Below are 18,970 nucleotides of genomic sequence, written 5' to 3' on the forward strand. Positions count from 1 at the left end.
GTGAAAATTTTCAAGATTATAGCATAAAATCCTATCTGCTGTAATTTGGCGCCTCTTTTGTTATACTAATGTTATGAGGATGACTTTCACGAATTCCTGAAGAAGTAATTTGAACAAAACTACTATTATTTTTTAATGACTCTATATCCTTTGCTCCACAATAACCCATCCCTGCCCTAAGCCCACCAATAAATTGATGAATACTTTCATATAAATCGCCTTTGTATGGAACTTTTCCGACAATACCCTCAGGAACAAGTTTATTTAAGTCTGATTCTATATCTTGAAAATATCTATCCTTAGATCCTTTTTCCATTGCTTCAATCGAGCCCATACCTCTGTAAGATTTAAATTTTCTCCCTTCATATATTATAGTTTCTCCAGGAGACTCTTTTGTACCAGCCAATAAAGAACCTAACATAACACAATCAGCTCCGGCTGCAAGAGCCTTTGGAATATCTCCAGTGTATCTAATTCCTCCATCAGCAATAACAGGAATTCCAGTTCCTTCAAGCGCTTTGGAAACATTCAAAATAGCTGTAAACTGAGGATATCCTACACCGGCAATAATACGAGTAGTACATATGGACCCTGGACCAATTCCCACCTTAACAGCGTCTACTCCTAAATTAGCTAAATAAATAGCTGCCTCCGCCGTAGCAATATTACCAACTACAAGCTCTAAATCTGGAAAAGCTAACTTAATTTTTTTAACAACCTCTGAAACACCTTTAGTATGTCCATGAGCTGTATCAATAACTATAGCATCAACTTGGGCATTTACTAGTGCTTTAGTCCTGTCCATAACATCCCCACTTATCCCAACTGCAGCTGCAACTCTAAGTCTACCGTAATTATCTTTATTAGCAATAGGCTTAGAACTGTGTTTTGTTATGTCTCTAAATGTGATTAAACCAACTAATTTATAGTTCAAATCAACCACAGGAAGCTTTTCAATTTTATACTTTTGAAGAATTTGCTCAGCATCATCCAAAGAAGTTCCCTCCTTGACGGTTACAAGGTTTTTTGAAGTCATAACCTCAGTTATAGGTCTTTTATTGTTCCTTTCAAAACGAAGATCCCGATTAGTGACAATACCCACTAATTTTCCAATTTCATCAATGATTGGTATTCCTCCAATACTGTGTTTTTCCATTGATGATTTGGCGTCAGACACACGAGAATTTAAAGTTAAAGTAACTGGATCTAATATCATCCCTGACTCAGAACGTTTGACTTTTCTAACTTTTTCAGCTTGTTGAGCTACTGTCATATTTTTGTGAAGAACACCAATACCTCCCTCACGTGCAATTGCAATTGCCATTTTACTCTCCGTTACTGTATCCATTGCAGCTGAAGATATGGGAACGTTAAGTTTAATTTTTTTAGTAAAGTTACTTACGATTGATACATCTCTGGGAAGTACATCTGAGAATGAAGGAACTAACAACACATCGTCGTATGTTAAACCTTGGTCTAAAATTTTGTTGGATTTCATTTGCAATTTATATAGAATATAATTGCATACAAATTTACAAAATTAAAATTTAGTATTTATTCTAAATCAATTAGACTAAAATAATTTCAAAATATTGATTGAACATTGGTTTAAATTAAATCTTGTAAACAGCGAATTATTTTAAAGTTTTATTTTAAAATAAATAGATCATCAATTATATTTGCATGAAAATAAAAATTATATGATTACTCGAATTGAAAAAGAATTAGCTCCATTAAAAAAGCAATTAGTAAACCATGATTTATACAATAATTTAAAAAAAATTAGTGATATAAGAATTTTTATGGAGCAGCATGTTTTCGCTGTTTGGGATTTTATGTCACTGGTTAAAAAACTTCAAATAGATCTAACTAATACTAATATACCATGGACCCCTTCGAAACATCCAATAGCAGGAAGATTAATTAATGAAATTGTTTGGGGAGAAGAAACTGATATAAACAAGAATAACATTCCAATGAGTCATTTTGAAATGTATATCGACTCAATGGTAAGTATTAGAGCTAGCACACATAACATAAATAATTTTATAGATAACATCAATAGTGGTTTAAGTGTAAATAATGCACTAAGTATATTAGAAATACCTAAGGAAGTTAAAGAGTTTGTTAATTTTTCATTTTCAACAATAAAAGAAAATAAAATTCATAAAATAGCTGCTGTATTTACTTTTGGAAGAGAAGATCTACTTCCTGATTTATTTGTAAAACTTTTACAACAACTTCAAAACAAACATCCTAACTCCCTAGATGATATAATGTATTATTTCAAAAGACATATTGAATTGGATGGAGATGAACATGGACCTATGGCCTTAAATATGATTACAGAATTATGTGGAAATGAAAAATCAAAATGGTTAGAAGTGATAAATGCTTCTAAACAAGCACTTCAAATGAGAATTAATTTATGGGATTCAATAAATAAAAGTATTAAAGAAAGTTATAGATTAGTGAAATGATTAAAAAAATTTTTATTACAACTTTGTCATTCTCTTATTTAATGATATCTGCCCAGACTAATCCAAGAAAATATGCAGAAAGCATAAGCTCAGAGGAATTGAAGGGGCTATTATATACTTATGCTTCTGATTATTTTTCAGGAAGAGAAACTGGTGAAAAAGGTCAAAAAATTGCAGTTGATTTTTTAAGAGATTATTACATTAATCAAGAAATTTCTCCAGCTAAAAATACTGATAACTTTTTTCAAAAAATGATTCTTAAAATAAAAGATAAAAAAGTTAGCACTGAAAATGTAGTTTCAATAATAACAGGAAGTGAAATCCCAGAAGAATACATTATTATCTCTGCTCATCTGGACCATGTAGGGAAAAATAATGAAGAAATATTTAACGGTGCAGACGACGATGGCTCGGGAACTGTTGCCTTATTAGAAATAGCAGAAGCCTTTCAAAAGTCAGTTAGTGATGGGGATGGTCCAAAAAGATCTATTGTATTCCTTCATGTTACTGGAGAAGAAAAAGGATTACTTGGCTCTAAATATTACACAAAAAATCCGTTATATCCGCTTGAAAAGACTGTAGCTAACCTAAATGTTGATATGATAGGTAGGATAGATCCAAAAAGAGAAGACAAAGACCCTAATTATATTTATTTAATAGGCTCTGATAGACTAAGTAAAGAACTACACGTACTTTCTGAAAAAGTTAATAACGATTATATTAATCTCAAAATTGATTATACTTTCAACGACGAAAAAGATCCAAATCGGTTTTATTACAGAAGTGACCATTATAATTTTGCAAAAAAAAATATTCCAATAATTTTTTATTTTAATGGGACTCATAACGATTATCATAAATCAACAGATACTCCTGAAAAAATTAATTATCCTTTATTAGCAAAACGTAGTAAGTTAATTTTTTATACTGCATGGAAATTAGCAAATCAAAAAAACAGAATCAAATTGAATAAGTAATATTCTTCATCATAGTATGGATATTTCAATTTTTCTTTTGTTTTGTATCACGGTTTTAATACTTACTTTTAGCCCAGGTCCTGATATTATTTTTGTTATAACTCAAAGCCTACAAAAAGGTTACAAATACGGATTTAAAATTTCATTTGGATTAGTTACTGGACTATTTATATATACTCTAGCCTCCACTTTTGGACTTTCATTAATCTTAAAAGGGTTTCCTGAATTTTATTATTGGATTAAAATATGTGGAGCAGTCTACATTGGATTTCTAGCATATAAAGAATTACCTATAAGTAGGATTATTAAATCCGTAAATTCGAAAAAAAATAATCCTTTTTTTGATGGACTAATAATGAATCTTTCTAACCCAAAGATTATGTTTTTTTTTATTAGTTTATTTCCTCAATTCATTTTTCATGATAAATTATCTATTACATATCAATTTTTAATTCTCGGAATAGTATTTATAGTTATTGCTTTTTTAATTTTTGTTTTTGTTTCAATTATAGCATCTCATCTGGGTAGTAAAAGCCCTATTAACATTAACTCTAAATATTTTTCTTACATACAATTTATTATACTAGGAATTATTTCTGTCCTATTTTTTATCAGTGGAATCAAGGATATAATCAAACAAGACAGCGTTGAATTCCTTTGGTGATTCCATTTGAGGGAGATGTGCAGCAGATTTAAAAAAGAACTCCTGCCTATTAGGAATCATTTTATTAAGCTTGTCCTCAAACTTATCATAATTAACTACTGTATCATATTCACCCCAAAGTGTATAAATATCAATATTTGTTTTAGCTAGTTCTGTGTGAATACTATCTAACGATACATGATTTTTTAAAGTTGAAATTAGGGCTTTAGCGAATCCTTTATATTTTTGAAGTTCGGAGTATTTTATATCCCAATCCTTAAATTGATCAGGATTTTTAAAATCATTTTTTTGACCTTTGGAAATAGATTCATAATTATTTATATAATTACGAATTTCGTTTTGACTAACTGTTTTATCTTTTTTTTCTGTTAAATCATTAAATCCATTAGAGGAAACATAAACTAACTTCTCAACTCTTTCAGGATCAATTTGTGCCATTTTTGAAATAACCCTACCCCCATTTGAAAGTCCAATTAAAACTGACTTATTAATTGAAAGAGAATCCATAAGCTCCCAACTTTGTGAGGCAAATAATTCATCGGTATAATCTGTATCCAAATTTTCCGAATAACCCCTCCCAAATAAATCAAATCTTAAAACCTTGTAACCTAGATTTTTTGCTTTTTGGTAAGTAGGCTCCCAAATATAGGAAGGAACTGAAAATCCGTGAATTAAAACCAAAACTGGTCCTGATTTATTTTCATTAGCTAATTCATAATAAGTAAAACCATTACTTAACTCAATAAATTTACCTGATGTACTTTTACTTATTTCACCAATAAATTTTTTATTTTTTGTTATAAACTCGTATTGATTGGGTTTATCATTTTCATTATTAGATGAACATGAGAAAAACAAAAATATTAGAATATATTTTATTGATTCATTCATTTGGTTTAAGTAAAAACTCCCAATATGTATTAAGGAGACTGATTAGTTAATGTTATTTATTTACAGAAATAAATCTACCTTTTTTTCCTCGTCTCCCTTCTAATTCTTTGGCTTTTAAAAACTCTTGTTTAGTAAATCTTTTGCCATTAATGTACAGGTGCTTAACGCCAGACGGAAATTCAATATCTAAAATACATCTTCTCATTTTGATTAATTGGATCCTAAATATATAATTTTTTATTCAAAATCAAATTTCGAATCTAATTAAGATTTATTATTCATATAAATTTAAATTGATATATTGTTATTATTGAAATTTTAAAATTCATTATAAATAACTGAAATGGAATATTTTACAAACGGTAAGCGTTTATTTTCTTTAGATGCCCTTCGAGGATTTGATATGTTTTGGATTATAGGTGCTGAAGAAATATTTCATAAAATGTCTGAAATAAAATCCAATACCTTTTGGAATTCCTTATCAAATCAGTTTACTCATCCCGAATGGAATGGTTTTGTGTTTTATGATTTAATTTTTCCTTTATTTTTATTTTTATCAGGAGTTGCAACACCATATTCTATTGGATATCAAATATCAAAAGGTAAAAAGAAAAGCTATTTGTTAAAGAAAGTAGTCAAAAGAGGACTAATACTTGTTTTACTCGGAGTAATTTATAATAATGGCCTTGAAATAAAATCAATTGAAGAAATAAGGTTTGGAAGTGTTCTTGGAAGAATTGGTTTGGCATACATGTTTGCAAATATTATATATCTATTTGCAAATAAAAAAACACAAATTATTTGGTTTTTTTCACTACTAATTGGTTATTGGGGAATATTTTTATCTTTTTCTGCTCCTGGATTCTCCTCTGGAGATTTGTCAATTGAAGGAAATATAATTTCATACTTAGATCGTCTTATAATGCCTGGAAAGCTGTTTCTAACAATACATGATCCAGAAGGCCTGTTTTCAACTATTCCTGCCATATCAACTGCACTTTTAGGTATTTTTACTGGAAACATTTTAATTAATTCCAAAAAAGGTAAAGAAAACAAAACAAGTATTGGGTTAATTGTAATTGGTTCCATATTAATAATCATTGCTCAAATATGGAATTTATATTTTCCAATAAATAAAAACTTATGGACCAGTTCATTTGTTCTTCAGTGTGGGGGTATAAGCATGATACTTATGTCAATTTTTTATTACTTAATCGATGTTTTAGGATATAATAAATGGGCTTTTTTCTTTAAAGTTATTGGGATGAATTCAATTTTAATATATATGTCATTAATTTTTATTAATTGGAATTATACAACAAATTCAATATTCAAATGGTTATTTCATATAATTGGCGAACCCTATGATTCCGTTGTTTATGTCTTTTGTTTATTGATAGTTCAATGGATATTTTTATATTTATTATACAAAAAGAAAATCTTTTTAAGAGTTTAATACAATATTATCAAAATGAAGCTTAATAAAGTATACTTTATTCTAACCATTCTAATCATAATTTCATCTTGTAGTAGTGATGATGACGCACAAAATGATTCACAAGTTGTTATTGATTCAGAAGAAAACTTTAACAATGTATCAAGTCAAAATTCAGATCACCTAATAACAACTTATTCCGGTAATAAAGTCTCTTCATTATTAATGGCTTCAAGTGAATACAGTTCTTGGAAAAGTGAGGATCATTTTTCAGAAGCTTCATATAGGGAGGCAATAGTAAAAGATATTTATAAAGAATTTTCAGATAAATATGATTTTATATTTCTTGTATTAAATGAAGAAGAGATTCCTGAAGGAATAAATTATTATGGAAAAAATGTAGGAGTATCTAATAATATTACTGGAATTGGTGGTGGAATTTATAACTACACTTCTAATTATGGATCATCGGGAAAATTAAAATCAGTAATGCAATTGTCTAGTTTAAGTTTTCTTCAAAACGGACCTGCACTTCATGAATTAATGCATAATTGGGGTAACTATGCTTTACCTACAGAAAATGTAGATCAAACAGGTTCCAATCTAACCTCATATTCATATTATGGACATTGGGGATTTACTGGAGGAAGTACAAGGGGCCAACTAGGTGGTTTTAAGCAAAGTACTTTAGAGGAGTTCGGTGATAATATGTATTCTGTTGATTCTTTTGGACCTTTTGCAAATGGAGGAAATAGTGTTCCCTATAATGAATTAGAATTGTACTTAATGGGGATGACATCTATTAACTCTGTCAATCAATTCGATTTATTTAATAATATCACTTCACTAGAGATAACTAATAATAAATTTACTTTTACAGCTAACAGGCTTACCTTCGGACCTGCTGAGTTGGAAAGTTTACTTGGAGAAAGATCACCAAGCTCGACTGATTCTCAAAAAGAATTTGACTTATTACTTATTGTTTTAACTGATAACCCTTTAACTGATAATCAATGGACTTCCATAAATAATGCAGCGGAATGGTTTTCATTTAAAGGAGCAGACGAATATTCATCTTACAATTTTTGGGAGGCAACAAACGGAATTGGCTCTATAAATATTGGGAATTAAAAAACCCCAAAAAGGGGGTTTAATAATTAAGTAAAAAAATTTACCAGCTTTTTACCAATACAGAAGTAGTACTTCTAGTGTATTCTTCTTTGGATATAGCCTTAAGCCACTCACTCCAAGCCTTAGCTTCACTTTCGTTTTTAGCTCCAAAACTATAAGCCGTCTCTAAGTCCTTATATGAAGAGTATACATACATATTTTCTCCATTTTGAGTGCCATGGATAATTTGACCAATTGAAACATATCCGTCAGGTTTGAATGACTTCAATAGATTAGAAAATGCACCAACAAAAGCTTCAGGATTTTTAACTTTAAATTGCCAGTTTTGAGCTACTTCGTGTTCTTTATCTGAAACCCCAGCTCTTATTAAAGTTTTACCTGCATTGGCATTTGTTTTAATATATTTTGTTATTTTAGATATATACAAGTCCCAAGCTGGACCCTTTAATGAATTTCTAAAATCAGCTAAAGATTTTGCAGATAAAGATGAAAAACTTAATTCATGAGTTGCTTTTTCATTAGACCCTTTAAAAGTTATAACTCTTAGTGAGGCATTAACATCACTAGGAATCTCGATACTTGAATAGTAACCGTCAATTAGACTTGCAACCTGATCTCTTTCCGAAAGAGGAGCTTCTATTGAGATATTATGCCAATATAAGTTTTGAGCAGATGAACTCAAGCTAAATAAAAGTATGAGAGTAGTAAATAATATTTTTTTCATTTTATTTAAATTTTAAATTAGTTTATAAATTAATAATAATTGTGTAATGAAAGTAAATTTATATTTTTTATTTGAATTAATTCTTAATTTTAAGAAAATAAATCCCACAGTTAGATGCTAATTCAATACTTTAAAAATGCTAAAAAAAATAAAAGTAGTTATCCTGAAGAATTAAAGTCTGTCTTAAATAAAGAGGATTGTAAATCGGCATATGAAGAAATAAAGACGTGGGATAATTATTCTCCTACCCCACTTCTATCGCTTGAAAATATTGCAACTGAGATTGGTTTGAAAGATATTTACTTTAAAAATGAAAGTGATAGATTTGGTCTAGGAAGTTTTAAAGCACTTGGAGGAACATACGGTGTTTTAAAATTTATTCACAACCAACTAAAACAAGAAATTGGTAATGAGGTTACGTTTGATAAAATCAAAAATGGGGATTATAAAAATTTAATTTCAAAATACACAGTGACTACTGCTACGGACGGTAATCATGGTAGGGCAATAGCTTTTGGTGCAAAAATTTTTGGTTGTAAATGTCAAATATTTGTTCATTCACAAGTAAGTAATGGACGTCAAGAAGCAATGGAAAAGCTTGGTGCTAATGTTGTTCGAATTTTAGGAAACTATGATGAATCATTAAATGTTTGTAAGAAGGAGGCGTTTAAAAATAATTGGCATATAATTTCTGATACATCATACGAAGGATACACAAAGTATCCAAAATACATAATGGCTGGATATACAGTTATGGCGCAAGAATTAGATAAACAATTTAAAAATAAGTTAATTCCTACACATGTATTTCTTCAAGCAGGAGTTGGATCTTTTCCTGCATCCATTTGTAGTTATTTATGGCAAAAATATAATTCCAATATGAAAATTATAATAGTTGAATCTGAACGAGCACCTTGCTTAATAAAAAGTGCAAAAAACAATAAAATGGTATCACATAATATCACCGAAGAAACAATTATGGCAGGATTATCATGTGGAGAACCTTCATTGTTAGGTTGGCAGATTTTAGATCAATCGGTTGATCATTTTATAACAATCAATGACGAATTAATACCAAAAACCATGAAGTTGTTATTTAAAAACAAACCACAAATAGAAGCCGGAGAATCCTCTGTTGCAGGGTTAGCAGGCCTTCTAGACTTGATGAAAAAAGAAGATATTATTAAAAGTACAGGATTAAATAAAGAAAGTATTGTTCTTTTATTTGGAACAGAAGGAGCTACTGATCCTGATATTTTCAGATCAATAATAGAATCTTAAATTTAATTTCACACTTTTCCGAAATGAATTTCAAAAAATATTGATCCACAAATTAAAATGATATATTTTATTGATTGTCGTTTACCAAAAAAACCTTCGATTTCTCGAAGGTTAATCTTGGGTGGAAGACCGGGTTCGAACCGGCGACCTCCTGGACCACAACCAGGCGCTCTAACCAGCTGAGCTACAACCACCATTAGGGATGCAAATTTAAACTATTTTATTTTGGACACAAGTGTTGCTTAAAATAATTTTTAAATCAAGTCCGAAATACTTTTAACTGAAGGATACCTCTCAGAAGTAAAGCCTTCACCAGCCTCTACACCAATTATTCTTCCTAAGTTTAGAGATCTATATTTGACACTTTCAATAAAGTTCAAAGAACTAATAGGAGTTGATTCTCTTGAATCGTCAGAAGAATAGAATTGACTTGAAAATGCTTTTACAGCCAAAATTTTTTTATCTATAAACCCAGATACATCAACAACAAAATCTGGTTCAATTTCATTCCATTGAATGTAGTGATATACAACTTTTGGCCTCCAAGGTATTTGCTTATGACCTAAATTATCAGATGTTTCAAGTTTACTTAACCCACTCAAGAAACAGGAATGAGAAACTAAATCAGACCCCCTTCCATGGTCAATATGCCTGTCTTGGGTTGCATTACACAAAACAATATCAGGTTTATGTAATCTAATTAATTCAATTATTTTTATTTGATGAGCCTCATCATTTTTAAAATAAACATCTTTAAATTTTAAGTTTTTTCTAAAATTAACTCCTAAAATTGTCGCTGCTTTATTTGCTTCTTCGTGTCTTATTTGAACAGATCCATTTGTTCCCATCTCACCTTGAGTCAAATCAATAATTCCTACAGATTTTTTTTCATAAATACTTTTGGCTATTGTTCCCCCACAGCCTAACTCAACATCATCAGGATGCGCACCAAAAGCTAAAATATCAACTTTCATTTAATGATAATTTTAGAGAGTTATCAATATCATTTTTCAAATCCTCAACAGATTCAATTCCAGCCGACAACCTAATTAATTGATCTGATATTCCTTGATTAATTCTTTCGTCTTGAGTAAGAGAATAATGAGAGGTAATTTTTGGATAATTTGCAGTGCTTTCAACACCAGCAAGACTCATCACTGGTTTAATAATTTTAAGATTTTTTAAAAATAAACTAGCTTCAATTTTAGAACTTAATTCAATTGAAAGCATACCTCCAAAACCGCTCATTTGTTTTTTTGCTATTTCATGATCATCATGTGATTTTAATCCTGGATAATAAACTTTTGAAATCAGATTGTGTTTCTCTAAAAATAATGCTAACTCCATAGCATTTTTATTCTGTTCACGAACTCGAATAGGAAGAGTTTTTATACTTCTTTCAAGGAGCCAAGCTGAAAACTCGCTGATAGTTCCTCCAAGATTCTTCGCTAATTCATAAATTTTATCAATATGACTTTTAGAAGATATAACTGCTCCAGCAGAAATATCGCTATGTCCTCCTAAGTATTTGGTCGCACTATGAATGACAATGTCAATACCAAAAGCAATTGGATTTTGATTAATTGGACTAGCAAAAGTATTATCAATCATGGTCCACAAATCGTTTGACTTAGCTAAATCAGATATAGATTTCATATCAACGATTTTAAGTAATGGATTACTGGGACTTTCAATATATATTCCTTTTGTATTATGCTTTATGCATGCTTTAAAATCTTCAACATTTGATCCAGATGCAAAGCTGTAAGAAATATTATAATTAGAAAACTCCTTTTTAATCAAGTTTCTTGTTCCACCATATATATCATTATAAAAAATAACATGATCTCCAGAACTAAGATGAGACAATAAAGAGGTAGTAACCGCTGCCATACCTGATCCGAATATCAAAGAATGTTCGCCTCCTTCGATAGCAGCAATTTTTTTACACAAACCTTCTTGATTAGGAGTGTTTATGTATCTAGGATATCTTTTTTCATCAACATCATTAAATTGATATGCAGTTGACATATAAATAGGTGAAATAGCACCTTTATAAATTGGATCTTCTAGAGTGCCAGAATGAAGACAAATAGTCTCAATTTTATTCTGACTCATAACTATCCTTTTAACCAATTTAGGACTTCAATATCGTCTATTTGTTTTCTGGGTGAAATTGATTTTATAACATATCCGTTTTCATCAATTAAAAACTTTTGAAAATTCCATGTGACAACTGAATCAATATTTCCATTCAAAACTTTACTGGTTAAGAAAGAATAAATCGGGTGTTGATTGGGTCCTAAAACTGAAATCTTACTCATCATTGGAAAAGTTACCCCATAGTTTTGCCTGCAAAATTCAGCAATTTCTTCGTTTGTACCGGGTTCTTGCCACAAAAAATTATTAGATGGGAATCCAATAATAACAAGGTTGTTATCTTTGTTTTTTTCATATAAGGACTGTAGAGACTTATATTGTGGGGTTAAACCGCATTTTGAAGCAGTATTAACAATTATTATTTTTTTTCCTTTCAGATCTGAAAAATCAAAGTTTTCACCATATAAGTCCTCAACAGTGAATTGATATATTGTTTTGTCCATTTTATCAATAATTTGAGCATTTGCATAAATAGCGAAAAGAAATAGAAAGAAAAAAGCTAATTGTTTCACAAGTTATTTTTTATAAAATTACAATTTTTAATTTGAAAAGAGCACTTAAATTATTTCTGCCGAAAGGCTGGCTTCGTGAAGCAAGATACATCGAGGCTCTAAATCTTTTATTTGCCCAGTTTTAACTACACACTTACCTGAAAAATGAACAATATAAGTACATTGTTGAGCCTGCATAATCGAATGATCACAAACTGATATCAGAGTATTTATAACATGATCAAAGGTATTTACTTCATCATTATACAAAATAAGCTCGTGTTCTCTTTTTACTTGAACAATTTGTTCAATATTTTCCTCAGGATTAATTTTTGGCTGAGATGAACAGTTTATTGTTTTATGTAATGTATTGATCCCCATGAATTTTTAACTTTTTGAGAAACTAATTTCAAATTTAAAGACTTAGCTTTTTTATCAATATCAATTATATCAAAATCATAAAAACCACTTATAATTAACTGACCATTATGATTTAACAGTTTATTATAAATAGAAATATCCTTTATTATAATGTTTTTATTAATATTAGCCAAAATAATATCGTATTTACTTTCTAAAAGTAAATTTATATCTCCCCAAAAAACATTAATAAATTTACAATTATTTAATTGAGAGTTTTCTTTGGTGTTTTCATAACTCCATTGATCAATATCAATAGAATCAATATGTTTTGCTCCTTTTTTTTCAGATAAAATACTCAAAACACCTGTTCCACAGCCCATATCCAGAATAATTGAATCATCCAATTTAAGATCCAAAATATAATTCATGACCAATGATGTGGTTTCATGATGGCCAGTACCAAAACTCATTTTAGGAGTAATTATAATTTCATATTTTAATCCTAAAGGAGCATGAAAGCCTGCTCTTACAACACAATCTTTATTGATAAAAATAGGCTTAAAGTTACTTTCCCAAATCTTATTCCAGTTTTTGGAATAAATTATTTTAGAAGAGTACGTGATTTTAAATTTTGGATTTGAAAGTATTCTGAGTTTGGATAAGAGATTTGTTTCCCATTTTTCATCCAATAAACATGCATCAACACCATAGATTTTTTCTTCAAAAGTGTCAAAACCAAGTTCAGACAACTCCGCTATCAAAATTTCAGAACCAATATTTATAGGATCTATATTAAATGAAAGTAAACGATATCTTATTGGCATTACAATGCATTCACTATCGCTGCAAAGTCTTTTGAATTTAAAGACGCTCCACCTATTAATCCTCCATCTACATCTGGTTGAGAAAAAATATCATTTGCATTTGATGGTTTTACGCTTCCACCATAAAGAATAGAGACAGAATCTGCCAGAATTGTATTGTACTTTTTTGAAATTAAATTTCGTATGTATAAATGCATTTCTTGAACTTGTTCAGGAGATGCTGTCTCTCCAGTTCCTATTGCCCATATGGGTTCGTAAGCAATTATAATATTTCTCAATGAATCTTTCGATTGGAGAAAAATTGTTTTTTCTAATTGGTGCTTTATATATTCAAAATGATTTTTAGACTTTCTGTCAGATAATTTTTCGCCAACACAAAAAATAATCTCTATATTTTCCTTTATTGCTTGGTCAACTTTTTCTTTTAATATCTCATTAGTTTCATTAAAATAAGTTCTTCTCTCAGAGTGCCCAAGAATACAAATAAAGACATCTGAACTTTTTATCATTAAAGACGATACTTCACCGGTAAAAGCTCCCTTATTAGCGGAGTGCATATTTTGTGAAGCAACCTCAATATTAGATTTTTTTAATTTTTCACTTACAAGACTCAACTGCGTGAAAGAAGGGGAAACAATAATTCTTACTTTTTTGGAAAAATTACATTTTAAAAGTTCATCTAATAGGGATAGAGTTTCAATATTTGAATTATTCATTTTCCAGTTACCCGCAATAATTTTTTTCCTCATAGTTTGTTAATTTTTTAAGTGAATCATTGCAAAAACAGAATAATTAATCATGTCCTGGTAGTTGGCGTCAATACCCTCGGAAACAATAGTCTTACCATTGTTTTCCTCAATTTGTTTTACTCTAAGTAGTTTTTGTAAAATCAAATCCGTTAAAGACGTGACTCTCATCTCACGCCAAGCTTCGCCATAATCATGATTTTTTTTAAGCATCAAATCGAATGTAATTTTAGAGTGTTTGTTATATAAATCGAGTGCTTGTTTATTATTAAGGTCTGGCTGATCTGAAACTCCAAGTTCAATTTGGATTAGAGCCATAATAGAATAATTAATTATACCTATAAACTCGTCTTCTTGACCTTCGGATATTTTCTGTTTTTTATTGGTTTGTATACCCCTTATTCGTTGAGCTTTAATAAAAACTTGATCGGTTAAGGATTCTAACCTTAAAATACGCCATGCACAGCCATAATCCTTCATTTTTTTTGTGAACAATTCTTTACATTTACTTATTATTTCGATGTATTGGTCTTGTGTAGATACCATGAACAAAATTTATACTAAATTTCTAAAATTTTTTAATACAAAGTAGTAACTTTTATAAAAGTTATCAAAACAAAATATTAAACTATGACTTTAAATTGTCGAGGACAGTTAATTGATTTAAGTAGCCCTAAAATTATGGGGATTTTAAATATTACTCCTGATTCATTTTATGATGGTGGAAAATACGATTCAATCGACTCATCTTTAAAGCAGTGTGAAAAATTAATAAAGGAAGGTGCTTCTTTTGTAGATGTTGGAGCAATAAGTACTGCCCCAGGGGCAAACGAATTAACTTTAGAAATTGAAAAACAAAGACTTTTACCAATTTTAGAAAAATTATTAATAGAATTTCCCGATTGTTTGTTTTCTATTGACACCTTTCGTTCAGAGGTAGCAGAGGAGTCTTTAAAAATGGGGGCATCAATAATTAATGATATCTCTGGCGGAGATTTTGATGAAAAAATGTTGAGTGTTGTAGGTAGATATGATTCTCCTTTTGTATTAATGCATAGAAAAGGAGATTCAAAATCAATGCAAACCAATCCTAAATATGATAATGTTGTTACCGAAATAATTTTACACTTATCTGATAAAGTTAGAATTGCACATGATAATGGTATTAATGATGTTATTATAGATGTAGGTTTTGGATTTGGCAAAACCATTAAAAATAATTTTGATTTATTAAAAAATATACATCTCTTCCAATCTCTAGATTGCCCTATTTTATCTGGTATATCAAGAAAATCAATGATATGGAAATATCTTGATATTTCACCTGAAGAATCTCTAAACGGAACTACATTTTTGCATGCTTTCGCATTACAAGGTGGGACCAATTTACTTAGAGTTCATGATGTTAAAAGCGCTAAAGAATGTATAGATTTATTGCAAGCCCTGAGTTAGTTTTATACTTTTACAAAAACTAATTAATTGGAAACACTTGACTTTTTAAATATAAGTTTCATTGATCTCTTTGATATCAGTCTTGTTGCTTTACTATTATTCTCACTTTATAGATTGGTAAAAGGAACAGTAGCAATTAATATTTTTTTAGGTATTGTTATTGTTTATATGATATGGAAGCTAACTGATCTGCTTAATATGGATGTTCTAAGCAATATTCTTGGAAACTTTATAAGCGTCGGTTTTTTTGCTCTTATAGTAGTTTTTCAACAAGAGATTCGAAAATTTCTTCTTTTAATTGGATCATCAAATTTTACATCGCGAAAAAATGTTTTAAAATATTTTAAATTTTTTAATCAACCTCAAGTTCAAAATGAAACAGATGTGAAGATGATTTTAGATTCGTGTATTAAAATGTCCAAAGAAAAAACTGGAGCAATTATAATTTTAGAGAGAAATACAAATCTAGATTTTGTAAAAAATACTGGAGATGATGTAAATATATTTTTATCATCCCAGATTTTAGAAACTATTTTTTTTAAAAATGCTCCCCTTCACGATGGAGCAATAGTGATAAAAGACAACTATATTACAGCAACACGAGTAGTTTTACCAGTTTCAGATAATAAAAAATTAGCTCACAGATTTGGATTAAGACATAAAGCAGGTATGGGTATTAGTGAAAAAACTGATGCAACAGCCATAGTTATTTCGGAGCAAACCGGTAAAATGTCTTATTTCAAAGATGGTGATTTTGTAAAATATGATTCCCAAGGAGAGCTAAACAAATTAATAATTGAAGACTTAAGTTATTAATTTATTTCAATTATAAAACAATCTAATTAAGTAGAAAATTGAACATTATAAAGTTGAGAATATTTTCCTGAATTTATTTTCAAGAGTTCTCGGTGAGTACCCTCCTCAATTATTTTGCCTTCATCCATCACAATTATCTTGTCAGCTTTTCGAATAGTTTCAAGTCGATGAGCTATTATTATGGAAGTTTTACCTTCTGTTATTTTTGCAGTAGCTTTTTGAATTAAGCTCTCTGATTCTGTATCGATTGAAGACGTAGCTTCATCCAGAACTAAAATTGTAGGATTTGCAATATAGGCTCTCAAAAAAGCAATTAGTTGTCTTTGTCCTGATGATAACATCACCCCTCTTTCTTTGACATCATAAAAATATCCTTTTGGAAGTTTACTTATAAATTCGTGAACTCCTATTTCTTTTGCAGCATTAACTACTTTCTCTATTTTAATAGAGGAATTAAATAGTGTAATATTATCATATATTGAAGCAGCAAATAAAAATACATCTTGACTAACGGTACATATATGTTTTCTTAATGAATCTAATTTAATTTTTTCAATTGATATATCATCTATTTTAATCTGCCCGCTCTGATATTCATAAAAACGTGAAAGCAAATTTATAATTGAAGATTTTCCAGCACCAGTAGGGCCAACAATAGCAATTTTCTCTCCAGGATTAACTTTGAAGCTAATACCCCTTAAAACATGTTCATTAGATACGTATGAAAAGCTGACATCTTTAAAAGATATTGATCCCTTAAGTTTCTTTGGAGATAAAATACCAGTATTTGAAATAGAACTATCTGTCTCTAAGATTTCAAAGATTCTTGATGAAGATACCATACCCATTTGAAGAGAATTAAATTTATCAGCTATTTGTCTTAAGGGACGAAACAACATTTGAGACATTTGAATAAAAAGAAAAATTACTCCCAGAGTAACTCCACCCCCACTAATAACATTAACTCCGCCATACCAAACTAATAATCCAATTGTAATTGATGAAGATATTTCAGCAACTGGAAAAAAAATAGAATTGAACCAAACTGTTTTTAACCAAGCATTTTTATGTTTATTATTTATGTCTTCAAATGATTTGTATTCTAATAATTCTCTATGAAATATTTGAACTATTTTCATTCCTGAAATTCTTTCTTGAACAAAAGAATTTAGGTTTGCAACTTCTTTTCTTACATCCTCAAAAGCTACTTTCATTGACTTTTGAAACAATCTTGTTGCATATAAAATTATAGGGAGAATTGAAAAAACAATTAAAGAAAGCTTCCAATTCACTATCAGCATAATTACAATAACTAATAACATTTTTAAAAAGTCCGCAATTATCATAAATAACCCTTGAGAAAAAATACTTGAAATTGTTTCGATATCATTTACTACTCTAGTTACTAATCTTCCTACAGCTGAGTTGTCAAAATATGACATTTTAAAATTAATAATTTTGTTAAATAACGAAACTCTTAAATCTTTAATCACCCGCTGACCTAAAAAATTTGCATAAAAAACAAAAAGAAATTGAAAACAAACTTCAAGAATTAGAGTTACTAGCATAAGCCCTAGGTAAAAAAGCATACCATCATAATCTTTTTTCGTTATATAATCATCAACTGTTATTTTAAGTAAGTATGGTGTTAAAATTGAAAATGAAGACAAGCAAATTGCAAAAAGAATTACTAGATAGTAACTGCTTCTATATGGGTTTACATAGTCCATTAACTTATTAAACAAGTTGAAATCAAAAATTTTACCTTTATTTTTAGTCATCTAAGTAAATTGAATTTGGATATATGATTTTTGTTAGAAATAGTCCATTTGCAGGAGCTGAATAACCAGCATTTGCTCTTTTTTTACTTGCCAATATTTTTTCTAATTGATTAATATTCTTTTTACCATTTCCTATTTCAATCAAAGTACCGACGATAGCTCTAACCATATTCCTCAAAAACCTATTAGCAGTTATTTCAAAAACAGCTCCATTATCATTTAAATTCCATATTGCCTTGTCAATATCACATAAAAATGTTTTAACGTCTGTGTTAGACTTTGAAAAACACTTAAAATCTTTGTGATTTGTCAAAATTTCAGATGCTTGATTCATTAATTTCCAATCAAGTTTTCCATTATAAAAATAGTGTAAAGGATAATCAAAAGGGTTTTTAATTAGACTGATATAATAAAAATATGTTCTTGAAATAGCATCAAAACGAGAATGAGCTTCTAATTTAACGCTTCTTAAATCTAATATTACGATAGACTTTGGTAAAAGCTGATTTAATTTGAATATAAAATTTATTTTTTCATAAGATAATTCATTAACATCAAAATGAGCAACCATTAATCTTGCATGAACGCCAGAATCAGTTCTTCCGGCTCCAACTACTGTTAAAAGATCCCCTTGGATTAATGACAGTGATTCCTCAAGTATTTGTTGAACAGTTAGGGCATTGTTTTGTCGTTGCCAACCATGAAACTCTGAACCGTTATATGAAAACTCAATAAAATACCGCATTTTTTTTCC

General features: G+C 29.4%; 21 protein-coding genes and 1 tRNA gene. 8 read left to right on the forward strand and 14 right to left on the reverse strand.

Features of this window, described 5'->3' with window-relative positions:
- Positions 1-31: 31 nt before the first annotated feature.
- Positions 32-1,498 carry an IMP dehydrogenase gene (guaB, locus tag AC3ATN_RS03915; RefSeq protein WP_487531928.1) on the reverse strand — a complete coding sequence of 489 codons (1,467 nt, stop codon included), beginning with the start codon at positions 1,496-1,498 and terminating at the stop codon, positions 32-34.
- Positions 1,499-1,700: 202 nt separating this feature from the next.
- Here guaB and AC3ATN_RS03920 point away from each other — a divergent pair, with 202 nt between their 5' ends.
- From AC3ATN_RS03920 to AC3ATN_RS03930, 3 genes are read left to right on the forward strand one after another with little or no spacing between them, the layout of a single operon-like run.
- Complete coding sequence (locus AC3ATN_RS03920; protein ID WP_487531929.1) at positions 1,701-2,480, forward strand: DUF3050 domain-containing protein; 780 nt, start codon at positions 1,701-1,703, stop codon at positions 2,478-2,480.
- Positions 2,480-3,457 (forward strand): M28 family metallopeptidase, encoded by a 978-nt coding sequence (locus AC3ATN_RS03925; protein WP_487531968.1) that lies wholly within the window; start codon positions 2,480-2,482, stop codon positions 3,455-3,457. The genes AC3ATN_RS03920 and AC3ATN_RS03925 overlap by 1 nt, the downstream gene beginning before the upstream one ends.
- 16 nt (positions 3,458-3,473) lie before the next feature.
- Complete coding sequence (locus AC3ATN_RS03930) at positions 3,474-4,121, forward strand: LysE family translocator (RefSeq protein ID WP_487531930.1); 648 nt, start codon at positions 3,474-3,476, stop codon at positions 4,119-4,121.
- Here the strand turns inward: AC3ATN_RS03930 and AC3ATN_RS03935 are convergent.
- Positions 4,059-5,012 carry an alpha/beta fold hydrolase gene (locus AC3ATN_RS03935; protein ID WP_487531931.1) on the reverse strand — a complete coding sequence of 318 codons (954 nt, stop codon included), beginning with the start codon at positions 5,010-5,012 and terminating at the stop codon, positions 4,059-4,061. The genes AC3ATN_RS03930 and AC3ATN_RS03935 overlap by 63 nt on opposite strands.
- Before the next feature lie 52 nt (positions 5,013-5,064).
- A complete protein-coding gene (locus AC3ATN_RS03940) occupies positions 5,065-5,217 on the reverse strand; it encodes a hypothetical protein (protein WP_487531932.1) in 153 nt (50 codons plus the stop codon).
- 138 nt (positions 5,218-5,355) lie between these two features.
- Between AC3ATN_RS03940 and AC3ATN_RS03945 the strand changes: the two genes are divergently transcribed.
- Positions 5,356-6,468: an acyltransferase family protein gene (locus tag AC3ATN_RS03945; protein WP_487531933.1), complete on the forward strand. Its 1,113-nt coding sequence runs from the start codon at positions 5,356-5,358 to the stop codon at positions 6,466-6,468.
- 15 nt (positions 6,469-6,483) lie between these two features.
- Complete coding sequence (locus AC3ATN_RS03950; RefSeq protein WP_487531934.1) at positions 6,484-7,578, forward strand: hypothetical protein; 1,095 nt, start codon at positions 6,484-6,486, stop codon at positions 7,576-7,578.
- Between the two features lie 40 nt (positions 7,579-7,618).
- Here AC3ATN_RS03950 and AC3ATN_RS03955 read toward each other — a convergent pair whose 3' ends face one another.
- Complete coding sequence (locus AC3ATN_RS03955) at positions 7,619-8,302, reverse strand: hypothetical protein (RefSeq protein WP_487531935.1); 684 nt, start codon at positions 8,300-8,302, stop codon at positions 7,619-7,621.
- Positions 8,303-8,416: 114 nt separating this feature from the next.
- Between AC3ATN_RS03955 and AC3ATN_RS03960 the strand changes: the two genes are divergently transcribed.
- Positions 8,417-9,583: a diaminopropionate ammonia-lyase gene (locus AC3ATN_RS03960; protein ID WP_487531936.1), complete on the forward strand. Its 1,167-nt coding sequence runs from the start codon at positions 8,417-8,419 to the stop codon at positions 9,581-9,583.
- A gap of 119 nt (positions 9,584-9,702) precedes the next feature.
- On the opposite strand, the gene AC3ATN_RS03965 is transcribed toward AC3ATN_RS03960, so the two are convergent.
- From AC3ATN_RS03965 to AC3ATN_RS04000, 8 genes are all read right to left on the reverse strand, one after another.
- Positions 9,703-9,778: transfer RNA gene (locus tag AC3ATN_RS03965), tRNA-His, on the reverse strand.
- 59 nt (positions 9,779-9,837) lie between these two features.
- On the reverse strand, positions 9,838-10,557 hold the full coding sequence (gene bshB1 / locus AC3ATN_RS03970) for a bacillithiol biosynthesis deacetylase BshB1 (RefSeq protein WP_487531937.1): 720 nt from the start codon (positions 10,555-10,557) through the stop codon (positions 9,838-9,840).
- Positions 10,547-11,701 (reverse strand): trans-sulfuration enzyme family protein, encoded by a 1,155-nt coding sequence (locus AC3ATN_RS03975; protein WP_487531938.1) that lies wholly within the window; start codon positions 11,699-11,701, stop codon positions 10,547-10,549. The genes bshB1 and AC3ATN_RS03975 overlap by 11 nt, the downstream gene beginning before the upstream one ends.
- 2 nt (positions 11,702-11,703) lie before the next feature.
- Positions 11,704-12,255, reverse strand: a complete 552-nt coding sequence (locus AC3ATN_RS03980; RefSeq protein WP_487531939.1) for a glutathione peroxidase — start codon at positions 12,253-12,255, stop codon at positions 11,704-11,706.
- Between the two features lie 45 nt (positions 12,256-12,300).
- Complete coding sequence (locus AC3ATN_RS03985) at positions 12,301-12,615, reverse strand: ATP-dependent Clp protease adaptor ClpS (RefSeq protein ID WP_487531940.1); 315 nt, start codon at positions 12,613-12,615, stop codon at positions 12,301-12,303.
- Positions 12,585-13,421, reverse strand: a complete 837-nt coding sequence (prmA, locus tag AC3ATN_RS03990; RefSeq protein WP_487531941.1) for a 50S ribosomal protein L11 methyltransferase — start codon at positions 13,419-13,421, stop codon at positions 12,585-12,587. Before prmA ends, AC3ATN_RS03985 begins: the two co-directional genes overlap by 31 nt.
- Positions 13,421-14,170 (reverse strand): triose-phosphate isomerase, encoded by a 750-nt coding sequence (gene tpiA / locus AC3ATN_RS03995; RefSeq protein WP_487531942.1) that lies wholly within the window; start codon positions 14,168-14,170, stop codon positions 13,421-13,423. Before tpiA ends, prmA begins: the two co-directional genes overlap by 1 nt.
- Before the next feature lie 6 nt (positions 14,171-14,176).
- Complete coding sequence (locus AC3ATN_RS04000; RefSeq protein WP_487531943.1) at positions 14,177-14,713, reverse strand: DUF1599 domain-containing protein; 537 nt, start codon at positions 14,711-14,713, stop codon at positions 14,177-14,179.
- A gap of 84 nt (positions 14,714-14,797) precedes the next feature.
- Between AC3ATN_RS04000 and folP the strand changes: the two genes are divergently transcribed.
- Entirely contained in the window at positions 14,798-15,619 is an 822-nt protein-coding gene (folP, locus tag AC3ATN_RS04005; RefSeq protein WP_487531944.1) for a dihydropteroate synthase, read from the forward strand.
- Positions 15,620-15,646: 27 nt separating this feature from the next.
- Positions 15,647-16,435, forward strand: coding sequence for a diadenylate cyclase (locus AC3ATN_RS04010; protein WP_487531945.1), 789 nt, complete (start codon positions 15,647-15,649; stop codon positions 16,433-16,435).
- 26 nt (positions 16,436-16,461) lie between these two features.
- Here AC3ATN_RS04010 and AC3ATN_RS04015 read toward each other — a convergent pair whose 3' ends face one another.
- The gene (locus tag AC3ATN_RS04015) at positions 16,462-18,216 is read right to left on the reverse strand and encodes an ABC transporter ATP-binding protein (RefSeq protein ID WP_487531946.1); all 1,755 of its coding nucleotides are present in this window, start codon (positions 18,214-18,216) and stop codon (positions 16,462-16,464) included.
- Entirely contained in the window at positions 18,209-18,961 is a 753-nt protein-coding gene (gene truA / locus AC3ATN_RS04020; protein ID WP_487531947.1) for a tRNA pseudouridine(38-40) synthase TruA, read from the reverse strand. Before truA ends, AC3ATN_RS04015 begins: the two co-directional genes overlap by 8 nt.
- Between the last annotated feature and the right edge of the window lie 9 nt (positions 18,962-18,970).

Source organism: Candidatus Marivariicella sp., from assembly GCF_983056325.1.

What these genes read in the sequence shown, in the direction of transcription:
- guaB (WP_487531928.1), bottom strand. Translation starts at nt 1,498, where the DNA reads ATGAAATCCAACAAAATTTTAGACCAAGGTTTAACATACGACGATGTG.
- AC3ATN_RS04015 (WP_487531946.1), bottom strand. Translation starts at nt 18,216, where the DNA reads ATGACTAAAAATAAAGGTAAAATTTTTGATTTCAACTTGTTTAATAAG.
- AC3ATN_RS03935 (WP_487531931.1), bottom strand. Translation starts at nt 5,012, where the DNA reads ATGAATGAATCAATAAAATATATTCTAATATTTTTGTTTTTCTCATGT.
- AC3ATN_RS03960 (WP_487531936.1), top strand. Translation starts at nt 8,417, where the DNA reads ATGCTAATTCAATACTTTAAAAATGCTAAAAAAAATAAAAGTAGTTAT.
- AC3ATN_RS03930 (WP_487531930.1), top strand. Translation starts at nt 3,474, where the DNA reads ATGGATATTTCAATTTTTCTTTTGTTTTGTATCACGGTTTTAATACTT.
- AC3ATN_RS04000 (WP_487531943.1), bottom strand. Translation starts at nt 14,713, where the DNA reads ATGGTATCTACACAAGACCAATACATCGAAATAATAAGTAAATGTAAA.
- AC3ATN_RS03920 (WP_487531929.1), top strand. Translation starts at nt 1,701, where the DNA reads ATGATTACTCGAATTGAAAAAGAATTAGCTCCATTAAAAAAGCAATTA.
- AC3ATN_RS03940 (WP_487531932.1), bottom strand. Translation starts at nt 5,217, where the DNA reads ATGAGAAGATGTATTTTAGATATTGAATTTCCGTCTGGCGTTAAGCAC.
- tpiA (WP_487531942.1), bottom strand. Translation starts at nt 14,170, where the DNA reads ATGAGGAAAAAAATTATTGCGGGTAACTGGAAAATGAATAATTCAAAT.
- folP (WP_487531944.1), top strand. Translation starts at nt 14,798, where the DNA reads ATGACTTTAAATTGTCGAGGACAGTTAATTGATTTAAGTAGCCCTAAA.
- AC3ATN_RS03985 (WP_487531940.1), bottom strand. Translation starts at nt 12,615, where the DNA reads ATGGGGATCAATACATTACATAAAACAATAAACTGTTCATCTCAGCCA.
- AC3ATN_RS03950 (WP_487531934.1), top strand. Translation starts at nt 6,484, where the DNA reads ATGAAGCTTAATAAAGTATACTTTATTCTAACCATTCTAATCATAATT.
- prmA (WP_487531941.1), bottom strand. Translation starts at nt 13,421, where the DNA reads ATGCCAATAAGATATCGTTTACTTTCATTTAATATAGATCCTATAAAT.
- AC3ATN_RS03945 (WP_487531933.1), top strand. Translation starts at nt 5,356, where the DNA reads ATGGAATATTTTACAAACGGTAAGCGTTTATTTTCTTTAGATGCCCTT.
- AC3ATN_RS03975 (WP_487531938.1), bottom strand. Translation starts at nt 11,701, where the DNA reads ATGAGTCAGAATAAAATTGAGACTATTTGTCTTCATTCTGGCACTCTA.
- truA (WP_487531947.1), bottom strand. Translation starts at nt 18,961, where the DNA reads ATGCGGTATTTTATTGAGTTTTCATATAACGGTTCAGAGTTTCATGGT.
- bshB1 (WP_487531937.1), bottom strand. Translation starts at nt 10,557, where the DNA reads ATGAAAGTTGATATTTTAGCTTTTGGTGCGCATCCTGATGATGTTGAG.
- AC3ATN_RS03955 (WP_487531935.1), bottom strand. Translation starts at nt 8,302, where the DNA reads ATGAAAAAAATATTATTTACTACTCTCATACTTTTATTTAGCTTGAGT.